Origin of the sequence: Aestuariivirga sp. (genome assembly GCF_020252395.1) — a bacterium.
In the GTDB taxonomy this organism is placed as follows: Bacteria; Pseudomonadota; Alphaproteobacteria; order Rhizobiales; family Aestuariivirgaceae; genus Aestuariivirga.
On sequence record NZ_JADCDB010000010.1, the window covers coordinates 1 to 12,462 of the forward strand.

The following is a 12,462-nucleotide window of genomic DNA, read 5'->3' on the forward strand; positions in this document are numbered from 1 at the left end:
CCTCGCCAGCCGCGGGCTGCGCGGCGTCAAGCTGGTCATCGCCGGCGACCACAAGGGCCTGCGGGCAGCGGCGCGCCGGGTCTTCAACGCAACCCACCAGCGCTGCCGGATCCACTGGATGCGGAATGCTCTGGCGCACGCCCCGGCCAAGCAGCGCACCGCCGTCGCGGCGATATTGAAGACCATCTTCGCTCGGGAGACCAAGGCCGGGGCTGAAGCGCAGTGGAGGATCGTCGCCGATGCCCTTCGCGAGAAGCAGCCCAAGCCCGGCGCCCTGATGGACGCCTCCCGCGACGATGTGCTGGCCTGCATGTCCTTCCCACGCGAGCACTGGCCACAGATCGCGTCGGCAAACCCGCTTAAGCGGGTGAACCGCGAGGTGAAGCGGCGAGCCGACGTCATCGGCATCTTTCCCAACGACGAGGCCATCGTCCGGCTGGCCGGCGCACTGATGCCGGAGACCAATGACGAATGGACCGTGGCCCGGCCTTACATGTCACTTGAAACGCTCGCCCGCATCACCGGGAATACAAACGTCAGGCTGCCCGCCGTGGCCGCCTGATCAAGCTCGGACCTCTTCGAAGGCCGGCGCTCTTACACCACGCCGTGGGACACTATCTTCTTAATCTCCGCCTCACCCGTTGAACACCTCCGCCACCGGCACCACTGCGTGGCCGCCATAGCCGTTGAACCTGGTCGAGGTTGCGATGCCGTAGGCGCCGAGTGTGCCGAATTCGATAAAGTCCTCGTCACGGATGCCGGCTGGCAAGTCAAGCTTGGCCGGCAGAACGTCGAGGGGGTCGCAGGTGGGGCCGAAGACTTTCCACGGCTTGGTGGGGCCTTCCAGCACCTTGCCGCCGCGGATAACGCGGCAGGGCGGCTGCAGCTCCGGCGCCTGCATGAACTCCATGAGGCCGCCATAGATGCCGTCATTGAGGAAAATGTCGTCGCCGTCCGAGCACACCAGCTTGACGCGCGTCAGCAGCGACATGCAATTGGCGGCGAGGCCGCGGCCCGGCTCGCATTCGAGCGCCGGTTCCATGCCCTTGCCGAAACAGCGGGTGGTGGCTCCGGCAATGAGCGTGAAGAAATTGTCGAGCAATGCGGGTTTGCTCAGCGGATAGCTAGCTGGGAAGCCCCCACCCACATTGAGCTTGCCGATCTGCACGCCCGATGCCTTGGCGATGCGGTGCGCGGCCTCGATGTGGCGGACATAGACATTGGGATCGCGCGACTGCGAACCGGGGTGGAAGGTCATGACGGGAACATAGCCGCGGCGCTGGATGTCCTGCAGCAGGCCGGCGGCAATGTGCTCGGGCGCCCCGAACTTGGTGGAAAAGTCATGCGCGGAGGAGGCACGGTCGCGCGGCAGCACGAAGCGCACCGCCAGTTCGACCGAACGGTCGTCGCCCACGATGGCCGCGATCTTGGCCACTTCCTCGCGCGCATCCACGGCGAAGCGGCGGCAGCCATAGCGGCTATAGGCGTTGAGGATCTCGCGGCGCGACTTGACGGGGTTATGGTAGTGGAAATGGGCCGACGGCTGGATCGCATGGACCAGCGCCATCTCCTGAACCGACGCAACGTCCCAGTGGGTGAGGCCCGCCTCGTCCAGCGCGGCAACGACCTCGCGGGAGGGATTGGACTTGACGGCGAAGCTGACGGCGCCAGGAAAGCCCGCAGTGAATAGCGCAAGCCTGGCCTTGAGGCGCTCGGCGCTGAAGCAGAAGACGGCCTCTTCCGGCTGCATGACCGCGGCCACCGCCGCGGCATCGGCGTAAGTGGGGCCGGGCACCACGTTCAGGGCAATGCTTGCAGCAGTCTTGGCCATCGAAACCTCCGACAGAACAGGGGAAAACGTGAGCGCAACAGATAACTTGCGGTGTCGTTGGTTTACACACGGCGTTGTGCTGAATTATGACGGGTGAGTCGTCATTCCGACGAGAGCGGGCCTCATATCGCCGATGGTACAGATCACCCCCAAGGATGAGGAGCTGATTGCCCTGCTGAAGGTCGATTCGCGCGAGCCTGTGGCGTCGCTCGCCCGCAAGCTGGGCCTGTCGCGCACCACGGTGCAGGACCGGCTGAAGCGGCTGGAGGAGACGGGCGTCATTGCCGCCTATTCGATCCGCCTGTCACGCGAGCTGGACCAGGGTGGCATGCGAGCCTTCGTCACCTTTTCGGTGGAGCCGCGGCGGCAGATCGAGGTGGGGCGCCAGCTCGCCAGGTTTCCGCAGATCGAGACCTTGCACACGCTCAGCGGAAAATTCGACCTGATCGCGCAGGTCAAGACCGGGTCATCCGAGGCCATGGACAAGCTGATTGACGAGATCGGCCAGATCCCCGGCATCACGCGGATCGAAACCTCGGTCATCTTGTCGACAAAGCTTGATCGCAGATAGGGCGCTGAAAGCGCCACAAGGAGTCACATGCGTTTCGTTCCCGTCATCGCTTCCGCCCTTATGCTGGTGCTCGGCGGTCCGCTTGCCCAGGCCGCCAGCAAGGCCGTGCCGGCGTCCGCCGCCGCGGTGCAGCTGAGTTTCGCGCCGGTCGTCAAGACCACCGCCCCCGCCGTGGTCAATGTCTATTCGCAGCGCAAGCTGGTGGAAGACCAGGGCGGCAACGGCTTCATGCAGGACCCGTTCTTCCGCCGCTTCTTCGGCGATGGCGGCAGCTTCGGCCGCCCGCGCGAGCGCGTTGCCAATTCGCTGGGCTCCGGCGTGATCGTCGATCCGAATGGGCTGATCGTCACCAACAACCACGTGATCGCCAATGCGACCGACATCAAGGTGGCGCTCGCTGACAAGCGCGAATTCGAGGCCAAGGTCCTGATCGCCGACGAGCGCACCGACCTTGCCGTGCTGAAGATCGAGGTGCCGGACGAGCTGCTGCCGGCCCTGGCGTTGGCCGATTCCGATGCACTCGAAGTGGGCGACCTGGTTCTTGCCATCGGCAATCCCTTCGGTGTCGGCCAGACTGTGACGAGCGGCATCATCTCGGCGCTGGCGCGCACGCGGGTGGGCGTGAGCGACTACCAGTTCTTCATCCAGACTGACGCCGCCATCAACCCGGGCAATTCGGGCGGTGCGCTGGTCAACATGCGGGGTGAACTGGTGGGCATCAACACGGCAATCTTCTCGCGCTCGGGCGGGTCCATCGGCATCGGCTTTGCAATCCCCACCAACATGGTAAAGACAGTGGTGGCCACCGCCGAGAACGGCGGGGTGGCCATCAAGCGCCCCTGGCTCGGCGCCGAGCTGCAGGATGTCTCGCCCGACATCGCCACGTCTCTCGGCATGGCGCGGCCGGAGGGCGCGCTGATCGTCAGCCTGCACCCCGACAGCCCGCTCGCAAAGGCAGGCCTCAAGCGCGGCGACATCGTGCTGGCGCTGGAGGGAAAGCCCGTAGAGACCGCGCAGGAACTCGGTTACCGCGCCGCCACGGCCTCGATCGGCGCCACCATCATCGTCGAATACCGGCGCAAGGGCGACCGCAAGGAAACCCAGGTCACGATGATCGCCGCGCCCGAAACGGTGAAGCGCGACGACACGGCGATCGGAGGTGCAAATCCGTTCACCGGCGCCACCGTGGCCAATCTTTCTCCTGCCGTCGCGGATGAGCTGGGCCTGCCGGCCGATGCCGAAGGCGTGGTTGTCACCAAGATCGACACGGCGCCGGCGCTGCGTTTCTTCAAGCGGGGCGACATCGTGCTGGAGGTGAATGGCGCCAAGATCGACAGTGTCGGCGCGCTCAACGCCGCCCTGGCGGATGACAGCAACCTGTGGCGCATTGCCATCAACCGCGGCGGCCGGGTGGTGAAAATGGCCATCGGCGGCTGATGACGAACCTCTTCGACTCCGCCGGCCCCGGCAAGGACGCACCCCGCCCCCTGGCGGACCGGCTGCGCCCGCAGAAGCTGGCAGATGTCGTGGGGCAGGACCATCTGGTGGGACCCGGCGGGGTGATCACAAAGATGCTGGCCGCGGGCCGCATCCCCTCCATCATACTGTGGGGGCCGCCCGGCACGGGGAAGACGACCGTCGCGCGGCTCCTCGCCGGCGAGACGGGGCTGGCCTTCATGCAGATCTCGGCGATCTTCTCCGGCGTCGCGGATTTGAAGAAGGTCTTCGAGCAGGCGCGCATCCGGCGGGAGCAGGGGCGGGGCACGCTCCTGTTCGTCGATGAAATCCACCGCTTCAACAAGTCTCAGCAGGATTCATTTCTTCCTTATGCCGAGGACGGCACCATCATCCTCGTCGGCGCCACGACGGAGAACCCGAGCTTCGAGTTGAACGGCGCTTTGCTCTCCCGCGCCCGGGTGCTGGTGCTGAACCGGCTGGACAATGACGCGATGCAGGCGCTGATCCGCCGTGCGGAAATGTTCGAACGCCGCCCGCTCCCCGCCGATCCTGCCGCGCGCGAGGCGATGACCGGCATGGCCGATGGCGACGGGCGCTATTTGCTCAACATGCTGGAGGCAGTGTTCGCCGCCGTGCCGGAAGACGGCGAGGCGCTGAACCCGGAGGCGCTGGCGCGCACCTTGCAGAAGCGCATGCCGCTCTATGACAAGGCGGCGGACGGTCACTACAATCTGATCTCGGCGCTGCACAAGTCGGTTCGTGGATCGGACCCTGATGCGGCCCTCTATTATCTCGCCCGCATGCTGACAGCGGGGGAGGACCCGCTCTTCATCGTGCGCCGCGTGGTGCGGATGGCGATCGAGGACGTGGGGCTCGCAGACCCCGAGGCCGTTCACCAGGCGCTGGCAGCAAAGGAGGCCTATGACTTCCTCGGCAGCCCCGAAGGCGAACTGGCGATCGCACAGGCAGTTGTCTATGTGGCGACGGCGCCCAAGTCGAATGCCGTCTACAATGGTTACAAGACGGCAACGGAACGGGCCAGGCAAACGGGCTCCCTGATGCCGCCCAAGATCATCCTCAACGCGCCGACCAAGCTGATGAAAGCTCAAGAGTATGGCGCGGGCTACCGCTATGACCACGACCAGCCGGATGCCTTCTCCGGGCAGAACTATTTCCCGGATGTGCTTGGGCGGGAGAAATACTATGACCCCGTGGAGCGCGGCTTCGAGCGCGAGGTGAAGCGCCGGCTGGACTATTGGGCGAAGCTCCGGAAGGAGCGGGGCGGCTAGCGGCGTTTCCCTCCGCCTTGTGGGCAGGGATTAAGAGTGGGGATCCCCGGGCTTAGGTCTTCGAAAACTGGACTCTGTTCAACCGGCGACATACCCTCGGGGCTCCCTTCCCCCTCCCTCCCGCCACGAGGGGGATGGGAACCCTCGTGGATTCACTTGACTGCCCGATGCTTTTGAGTAGCGGAAGAAGCCATGAAGGCGTTCCCGGCTAAGCTCGATGCCAGCTTTCGCTGGCATAACGGCTTGGAGTGGGGTTAGTCTCTGCATTAACTTCGAGGGCATGATGATCGATCTGCTGATAAGAAACGCGGTTCTGCCCGATGGGCGCCAGGTGGATATTGCCTGCGTGGGTGGCAAGATCGCGGAGGTCTCGCCATCGATCACGGCTGAAGCGCGCGGCGCCATTGATGCGAAGGGCTATCTCGTGTCGCCGCCCTTCATCGACGCACATTTCCACATGGATGCGACGCTGTCGCTCGGGCTTCCGCGCTACAACCAGTCCGGCACGCTGCTCGAGGGCATCAGGTTGTGGGGCGAGCTGAAGCCGCTGCTGACGCATGAGGCGGTGATCGAGCGCGCCATGCGTTATTGCGACCTCGCGGCGAGCCAAGGCCTGCTCGCCATCCGCACCCATGTGGATGTCTGCGATGACCGGCTGCTCTGCGTCGAGGCGCTGCTCGAAGTCCGGAAGCGCATCAAGCCCTATATCGACCTGCAGCTCGTGGCCTTCCCGCAGGATGGCTTCTACCGCGATCCTCATGCGAAGAAGAACCTGCTGCGGGCACTCGACATGGGCGTCGATGTCGTCGGCGGCATTCCGCATGGCGAGCGCACCATGGCCGATGGTGCGCGCAGCATGGCCGAACTGTGTGAGATCGCGGCGGCGCGCGGGCTCCTCGTCGACATTCACTGTGACGAGACGGACGATCCGCTGTCGCGCCACGTCGAGGCGCTCGTCTACGAGACGCAGCGGCTGGGGCTGCAGGGGCGCGTGGCCGGCTCGCACCTCACCTCCATGCATTCGATGGACAATTACTATGCCTCGAAGCTGATCGGGCTGATGGCGGAGGCAGAGCTCCATGCAACGCCCAACCCGCTCATCAACATCACGCTGCAGGGCCGCCACGACACCTACCCCAAGCGCCGCGGCATGACGCGCGTGCCGGAGCTGCGCGCGGCAGGGATCAATATCTCCTTCGGGCATGATTGCGTGATGGATCCGTGGTATCCCCTCGGCCAGGGCGACATGCTGGAGGCGGCCTCCATGGGCATCCATGTGGGGTTGATGACGAGCCCGGAGCAGATGCGCTGGGCTTTCGATGCGGTGACGGTGAACCCGGCCAAGGCGCTGCACCTCGAAGGCTATGGCCTCGAGAAGGGCTGCAACGCGGATTTCGTGGTGCTGCAGGCAAAGACCCCCGTGGAGGCGCTGCGGCTCAAGGCCAACCGGCTGAAGGTTGTGAAGGGCGGCAAGGTGATCGCCGAAACGCCGGAGCGGGTGAGCACGCTGCATCTCGATGGACGGCCGGGCACGGTGAACGGGGCGGATTACGCGCCGAAGTGACGGACTTAACGGCGCGGCTGCAACCCCTCCACGAACAGCCGGGTCAACGTTTCCTCGGCCTTGTCCATCAGGTCCGGCGGGTTGCCGGTGACGGCGCTCACCTGAGCGTCGAAATCGGCGTAGTGTTGGGTGGTGGCCCAGATGGCGAAGATCAGGTGGTGGGGGTCGACAGCGTTGAGCCGGCCTTGCGTGATCCAGCCCTGGATGATGGCGGCCTTCTCGTCCACCAGGTCCTTCAGCGGGCCCTTGAGATAGGCGCCGATGGCGGTTGCCCCGTGCAGGATCTCGTTGGCGAAGAGGCGCGAGGCCTTTGGGTTGTCGCGGGAGAGGCGGATCTTGGCGCGGATGTAGCAGGTGATTTCCGCGATCGGCTCGCCGGCGGCATCGAGGCTGCGCAAGGGCTCCAGCCAGTCGTGCAATGTGTGCTCCAGCACGGCGACGTAGATGTCTTCCTTACGGCGGAAATAATAGAGCAGATTGGGCTTGGACAGGCCGCAGCGGGTGGCGATCTGGTCCACCGTGGCGCCGCGGAAGCCGTAAGCCGAGAACACTTCCAGCGCGGCTTTGAGGATCAGCTCCTCGTTCTGGGCCTGGATGCGGGTTTTCCGGGTGATTGCCGTGGCTTCTCCCATGTCAACACCTTGTTAATTCTTGATCACTTGGTCAAGAGCGGTTAGCCTTCGCACAAGCAACAATAAACCTGAGGGAGGAGCGGAGTTGGCGGGGCCCGTGATTTCGGCACGCGAGCTGAGCCTCGTTTTCCAGACGGCGGACGCGCCGGTCTATGCGCTGTCCAAGGTCAATCTGGAGGTGGAGGACGGCGATTTCGTCTCCTTCATCGGCCCCTCGGGCTGCGGCAAGACCACGCTGCTGCGCGTCATCGCCGATCTTGAGCAGGCCACCTCCGGCTCCATCACCGTCAATGGCATGACCCCGCAGGAGGCACGGCTTAAGCGCGCCTATGGCTATGTGTTCCAAGCGCCCGCCCTTTATCCCTGGCGCACGGTGGAGCGCAATGTCGGGCTGCCGCTGGAGATCATGGGCCTCGACCACGCGGTCGAGCGCATTGCGCGGAACCTTGAACTCGTGAACCTCAAGGGCTTCGAGAAGAAGTTCCCCTGGCAGTTGTCGGGCGGCATGCAGCAGCGCGTCTCCATCGCCCGCGCGCTGGCCTTCGACCCCAAGCTGCTGCTGATGGACGAGCCCTTCGGCGCGCTCGACGAGATCGTGCGCGACAAGCTGAACCAGCAGCTGCTCGAACTCTGGGACCGCACCAAGAAGACCGTGGTCTTCGTCACCCATTCCATTCCGGAAGCCGTGTTCCTCTCGACGAAGATCGTGGTGATGAGCCCGCGCCCCGGCCGCATCATCGACGTGATCGAAACCAACCTGCCGGGGAACCGCACGCTGGACATTCGCGAGACGCCAGAATTCCTCGCCCTTGCGCACCGCGTGCGCGAGGGGCTGAAGGCCGGGCATTCCTATGAGGACTGAGTGAGCGCCGCACCCGCCATCGCTGCAAAGCCTGTTGCGAGGGAATCCGGCAATGCGCTGCCGGTGACGGCCGTTTGCCTGTGCATCCTGCTCGTGTGGTATGCCGCCGCCATCCCGATGAATTGGGTGGTGACGGGGCCGAAGATCGAAGCCGCCGGCGGCGGACTTTCCGGCATTCTCGCCTTCTCGTGGAACGAGGCGCGGCCCGTGCTGCCCGCTCCACATCAAATCGCGCAGGAGCTGTGGAAGAGCGTATTCACGGTGGCGCCGTGGATGCCCAAATCGCTGCTCTATCACAGCTGGGTGACGCTTTCCTCCACGCTTCTGGGCTTCGTGCTGGGCTCGCTCCTGGGCGTGGCGCTGGCCATTGCCATCGTGCATTCGACGTTCCTGGCCAAGAGCCTGATGCCGTGGATCATCGCCTCCCAGACCATTCCCATTCTGGCGATTGCGCCGATGGTGATCGTGGTGCTGGGCTCGCTGGGTTTCACCGGGCTCGTGCCGAAGTCGCTGATCTCGATGTATCTCTGCTTCTTCCCCGTCACCATCGGCATGGTGAAGGGGCTCATGTCGCCTGAGACAACGCAGCTCGACCTCATGCGCACTTACAATGCCTCGACAAGCCAAGTGCTGTGGAAGCTGCGTTTTCCCGCTTCCGTGCCCTTCTTGTTCACCTCGCTGAAGGTGGCGGTGGCCATCGCGCTCACCGGCGCCATTGTGGGCGAATTGCCGACGGGGGCCATCGCGGGCATCGGCGCCAGGCTGCTGCAGGGCTCCTATTACGGGCAGACGGTGCAGATCTGGGCGGCGCTGTTCATGGGCTCCTTCCTCGCCGCCGCGCTCGTGTGGCTGGTGGGCGTTGCCGAGCGCGTCACGCTCCGGCGCATGGGGGTGAAGCCATGATCCGCTCGCGCATCACAGACATTCTCTACCCCGCGGTGTTCGGCATCGGCGTGCTGATCTTGTGGGAGCTAATCGTCCGGGGTTTCGGCGTGCCCGCCGTGTTGCTGCCCGCACCCTCCGGCATATGGGCCAAGCTCATCGCATCGCTGCCCATCCTGTGGGTGGACTTCGTGCAGACGGTGATCCGCGCGGTCATCCCCGGCTGGATCATCGGCTCGCTGTCGGGCTTCCTGGTGGCGCTCTTGTGCGACCGTATTCCCTTTCTCCGGCGCGGGTTGCTGCCGCTGGGCAATCTGGTGGCGGCGCTGCCCATCGTCGGCGTGGCGCCCATCCTCGTCATGTGGTTCGGCTTCGACTGGCCGTCCAAAGCGGCGATGGTCGTGGTCATGACCTTCTTCCCCATGCTGGTGAACGCGGTGGCGGGGCTTCAGGCTTCGGGCCACCTCGAGCGCGACCTGATGCGCAGCTATGGCGCCTCCTGGTGGCAGACGCTGGTGAAGCTCAGGCTTCCCGCCGCCATGCCGTTCATTTTCAATGCGCTGAAAATCAATTCCACCCTGGCCATGATCGGCGCCATCGTTGCCGAATTCTTTGGCACGCCCATCGTCGGCATGGGCTTCCGCATCTCGACAGAAGTTGGCAGACTGGGGCTGGACATGGTCTGGGCCGAGATCGCGGTGGCTGCCATCACGGGTTCGGCTTTCTACGGTCTCCTGGTGTTCCTCGAACGCCGGGTGACCTTCTGGCATCCGTCCTACCGAAAGTAGGCGGCAACGTTGAGCAAACTGGAGGAGACAGGGACAATGAAGAAATTTCTGATGGCCGCAGCCGCCGCAGGCGTGCTGCTGGCGAGCGGTTCGGCTGCCATGGCCGAGGCCGTGAAACTGCAGCTGAAGTGGGTGACGCAGGCGCAGTTTGCCGGTTACTACGTGGCCGCCGCCAAGGGTTATTACAAGGACGCAGGGCTCGAGGTGACCATCATGCCGGGCGGCCCCGACATCAACCCGCAGCAGGTGCTGGCCGGCGGCGGCGCTGACGTGGTCGTCGACTGGATGCCGTCCGCGCTTGCCACGCGCGAGAAGGGTTCACCCGTCGTCAACATCGCGCAGCCCTTCAAGCGCTCAGGGATGATGCTCACCTGCCGCGTCGACACCGGCATCAAGACCCCGGCCGACTTCAAGGGCAAGACGCTGGGCGTGTGGTTCTTCGGCAATGAATATCCCTTCCTGTCGTGGATGAGCCAGCTGGGCCTTTCCACCAATGGCGGCCCCGATGGCGTCACCGTCATCAAGCAGGGCTTCAATGTCGATCCGCTGCTGCAAAAGCAGGCCGACTGCATCTCGACCATGACCTACAACGAATACTGGCAGCTGATCGAGGCCGGCATGAAGCCGGAGGAGCTCATCACCTTCAAGTATGAGGACCAGGGTGTGGCGACGCTTGAGGACGGCCTCTACGTGCTCGAGGACAAGCTGAAGGACCCGGCCTTCGTCGAGACCATGGCCAAGTTCGTCAAGGCGTCGATGAAGGGCTGGGACTATGCCCGCGCCAATGGCGACGAAGCGGCCCAGATCGTTCTCGACAACGACGCGTCTGGCGCCCAGACCATCGATCACCAGAAGCGCATGATGGGAGAGGTGAACAAGCTCACCGAAGGCTCCGACGGCACGCTGGACGTGGCCGCCGCCGGGCGCACGGTGGAAACCCTGATGAAGGGCGGCTCCGACCCGGTCATCACCAAGAAGCCGGAAGGCGCGTGGACCTCGGTCGTCACCGACAAGGCCAAGGGCATGTAACAATCAGGGGCCTTCTCCTTCACCAGAGGGGGCCCTTTTCTTTCCGTTCGTCCAAGGAGACTTGAGCCATGAGCACACTCATCCGCGGCGGCACCGTCGTGAACCATGATCTTTCGCAGCGCGCCGACGTGCTGATCGACGGCGGCAAGATTGTTGCCGTTGGCGAGAAGCTGGAAGCGCCGGCGGGCGCCGAGATCGTGGATGCGGGCGGCTGCTATGTCATGCCGGGTGGCATCGATCCGCACACCCACATGGAACTGATGTTCATGGGCAAGGTCTCGGCGGACGATTTCGAGTGGGGCACCAAGGCGGGCCTCTCCGGCGGCACGACGATGATCGTCGACTTCTGCATTCCCGCACCGGGCGAATCCATGCTCGCCGCCTACCAGGCCTGGCGCCACAAGGCCGAGAAGGCTTGTGCTGATTATTCCTTCCACATGGCGGTGACGCAGTGGTCGCCGATGATCCACGACGAGATGGAAACCGTCGTCAGGACCTATGGCATCAACACCTTCAAGCACTTCATGGCCTACAAGGGGGCCTTGATGGTGAATGACGACGAGCTCTACAATTCCTTCCGCCGCTGCGCGCAGCTGGGAGCGCTTCCGCTGGTCCATGCCGAGAATGGCGATGTCGTCGCGCGCATGCAGGCCGATCTGCTCGCCCGCGGCGTCACCGGCCCCGAGGGCCACAGCTATTCGCGCCCGCCGGAAGTGGAGGGCGAGGCGGCGAACCGCGCCATCATGATCGCCGACATGGCGGGCTGCCCGCTCTACATCGTGCATGTGTCCTGCGAGCAGACGCATGATGCCATCCGCCGCGCCAAGCAGGCCGGCCAGCGCGTGTTCGGCGAGCCGCTGGTGCAGTATCTCGTGCTCGACGACTCGGAGTATCAGAACAAGGACTGGGACTATGCCGCGGGCCGCGTGATGAGCCCCCCTTTCCGCAACAAGAAGCACCAGGATTCGCTGTGGGCGGGGCTGCAGTCCGGCACGCTGTCGGTCGTCGCCACCGACCACTGCTCCTTCACCATCGCACAGAAGCGCAATGGGCTCGGCGACTTCACCAAGATCCCCAACGGCACGGGCGGCCTTGAGGACCGCTTGCCGGTTTTGTGGAACGCCGGCGTCAACACCGGCCGCCTCACCAAGGAGGAGTTCGTCGCGGCGACGTCGACCAACATCGCGCGCATCCTCAACATGTATCCCAAGAAGGGTGCGGTGCGGGTAGGGTCCGATGCCGATCTCGTCATCTGGGACCCGAAGGCCACCAAGACGATCACGGCGAAGAAGCAGATCTCGCGCATCGAATACAATGTCTTCGAGGGTTACACCTGCACCGGCGTGCCGCGCACGGTGTTCTCGCGCGGGCGCATCGCTTGGGCTGAGGGCGACATGCGCGCCAAGCCCGGCGACGGCGAATTCGTGCGCCGCGAGCCCAATGCGCCGGTCAACGTCGCCAACGCCATCTGGAAGGGCCTGACGCAACCCAAGCCCGTGGCGCGGCCCGATATCGTGCCGTGACAGCCTGAGCGTGTAATGGCACTGTTCGGGACC

Annotated in this window: 12 protein-coding genes; 10 read left to right on the forward strand and 2 right to left on the reverse strand. The window is 64.6% G+C overall.

The annotated features are described in order from the left end of the window. The coding region (locus IOC82_RS06820; RefSeq protein ID WP_290545433.1) for a transposase at positions 1-562 on the forward strand (562 nt) is incomplete at its 5' end. 72 nt (positions 563-634) lie between these two features. On the opposite strand, the gene IOC82_RS06825 is transcribed toward IOC82_RS06820, so the two are convergent. Then, positions 635-1,831, reverse strand: a complete 1,197-nt coding sequence (locus tag IOC82_RS06825; RefSeq protein ID WP_290545434.1) for a hypothetical protein — start codon at positions 1,829-1,831, stop codon at positions 635-637. Positions 1,832-1,964: 133 nt separating this feature from the next. Between IOC82_RS06825 and IOC82_RS06830 the strand changes: the two genes are divergently transcribed. From IOC82_RS06830 to IOC82_RS06845, 4 genes are all read left to right on the forward strand, one after another. Then, a complete protein-coding gene (locus tag IOC82_RS06830) occupies positions 1,965-2,402 on the forward strand; it encodes an Lrp/AsnC family transcriptional regulator (RefSeq protein WP_290545435.1) in 438 nt (145 codons plus the stop codon). A gap of 27 nt (positions 2,403-2,429) precedes the next feature. Continuing rightward, positions 2,430-3,839: a DegQ family serine endoprotease gene (locus tag IOC82_RS06835; RefSeq protein ID WP_290545436.1), complete on the forward strand. Its 1,410-nt coding sequence runs from the start codon at positions 2,430-2,432 to the stop codon at positions 3,837-3,839. After that, entirely contained in the window at positions 3,839-5,149 is a 1,311-nt protein-coding gene (locus tag IOC82_RS06840; protein ID WP_290545437.1) for a replication-associated recombination protein A, read from the forward strand. The genes IOC82_RS06835 and IOC82_RS06840 overlap by 1 nt, the downstream gene beginning before the upstream one ends. 280 nt (positions 5,150-5,429) lie before the next feature. Continuing rightward, on the forward strand, positions 5,430-6,713 hold the full coding sequence (locus IOC82_RS06845; protein ID WP_290545438.1) for an amidohydrolase family protein: 1,284 nt from the start codon (positions 5,430-5,432) through the stop codon (positions 6,711-6,713). 5 nt (positions 6,714-6,718) lie between these two features. On the opposite strand, the gene IOC82_RS06850 is transcribed toward IOC82_RS06845, so the two are convergent. Beyond that, on the reverse strand, positions 6,719-7,345 hold the full coding sequence (locus IOC82_RS06850; RefSeq protein ID WP_290545439.1) for a TetR family transcriptional regulator C-terminal domain-containing protein: 627 nt from the start codon (positions 7,343-7,345) through the stop codon (positions 6,719-6,721). A gap of 85 nt (positions 7,346-7,430) precedes the next feature. Between IOC82_RS06850 and IOC82_RS06855 the strand changes: the two genes are divergently transcribed. The 5 genes from IOC82_RS06855 to hydA all read left to right on the forward strand — a co-directional run bounded on the left by IOC82_RS06855 (position 7,431) and on the right by hydA (position 12,429). Continuing rightward, complete coding sequence (locus IOC82_RS06855) at positions 7,431-8,207, forward strand: ABC transporter ATP-binding protein (protein WP_290545440.1); 777 nt, start codon at positions 7,431-7,433, stop codon at positions 8,205-8,207. Next, positions 8,208-9,110, forward strand: coding sequence for an ABC transporter permease (locus IOC82_RS06860; protein ID WP_290545441.1), 903 nt, complete (start codon positions 8,208-8,210; stop codon positions 9,108-9,110). Beyond that, the gene (locus IOC82_RS06865; RefSeq protein WP_290545556.1) at positions 9,008-9,877 is read left to right on the forward strand and encodes an ABC transporter permease; all 870 of its coding nucleotides are present in this window, start codon (positions 9,008-9,010) and stop codon (positions 9,875-9,877) included. Before IOC82_RS06860 ends, IOC82_RS06865 begins: the two co-directional genes overlap by 103 nt. 36 nt (positions 9,878-9,913) lie before the next feature. Further along, the gene (locus tag IOC82_RS06870; protein ID WP_290545442.1) at positions 9,914-10,906 is read left to right on the forward strand and encodes an ABC transporter substrate-binding protein; all 993 of its coding nucleotides are present in this window, start codon (positions 9,914-9,916) and stop codon (positions 10,904-10,906) included. 68 nt (positions 10,907-10,974) lie between these two features. Further along, on the forward strand, positions 10,975-12,429 hold the full coding sequence (gene hydA / locus IOC82_RS06875; RefSeq protein WP_290545443.1) for a dihydropyrimidinase: 1,455 nt from the start codon (positions 10,975-10,977) through the stop codon (positions 12,427-12,429). Positions 12,430-12,462: the final 33 nt, after the last annotated feature.

Bases quoted from the DNA above. Each gene is read 5' to 3' on its own strand.
- IOC82_RS06850 (WP_290545439.1), bottom strand. From the start codon at position 7,345: ATGGGAGAAGCCACGGCAATCACCCGGAAAACCCGCATCCAGGCCCAG.
- hydA (WP_290545443.1), top strand. From the start codon at position 10,975: ATGAGCACACTCATCCGCGGCGGCACCGTCGTGAACCATGATCTTTCG.
- IOC82_RS06835 (WP_290545436.1), top strand. From the start codon at position 2,430: ATGCGTTTCGTTCCCGTCATCGCTTCCGCCCTTATGCTGGTGCTCGGC.
- IOC82_RS06830 (WP_290545435.1), top strand. From the start codon at position 1,965: ATGGTACAGATCACCCCCAAGGATGAGGAGCTGATTGCCCTGCTGAAG.
- IOC82_RS06845 (WP_290545438.1), top strand. From the start codon at position 5,430: ATGATGATCGATCTGCTGATAAGAAACGCGGTTCTGCCCGATGGGCGC.
- IOC82_RS06870 (WP_290545442.1), top strand. From the start codon at position 9,914: ATGAAGAAATTTCTGATGGCCGCAGCCGCCGCAGGCGTGCTGCTGGCG.
- IOC82_RS06840 (WP_290545437.1), top strand. From the start codon at position 3,839: ATGACGAACCTCTTCGACTCCGCCGGCCCCGGCAAGGACGCACCCCGC.
- IOC82_RS06825 (WP_290545434.1), bottom strand. From the start codon at position 1,831: ATGGCCAAGACTGCTGCAAGCATTGCCCTGAACGTGGTGCCCGGCCCC.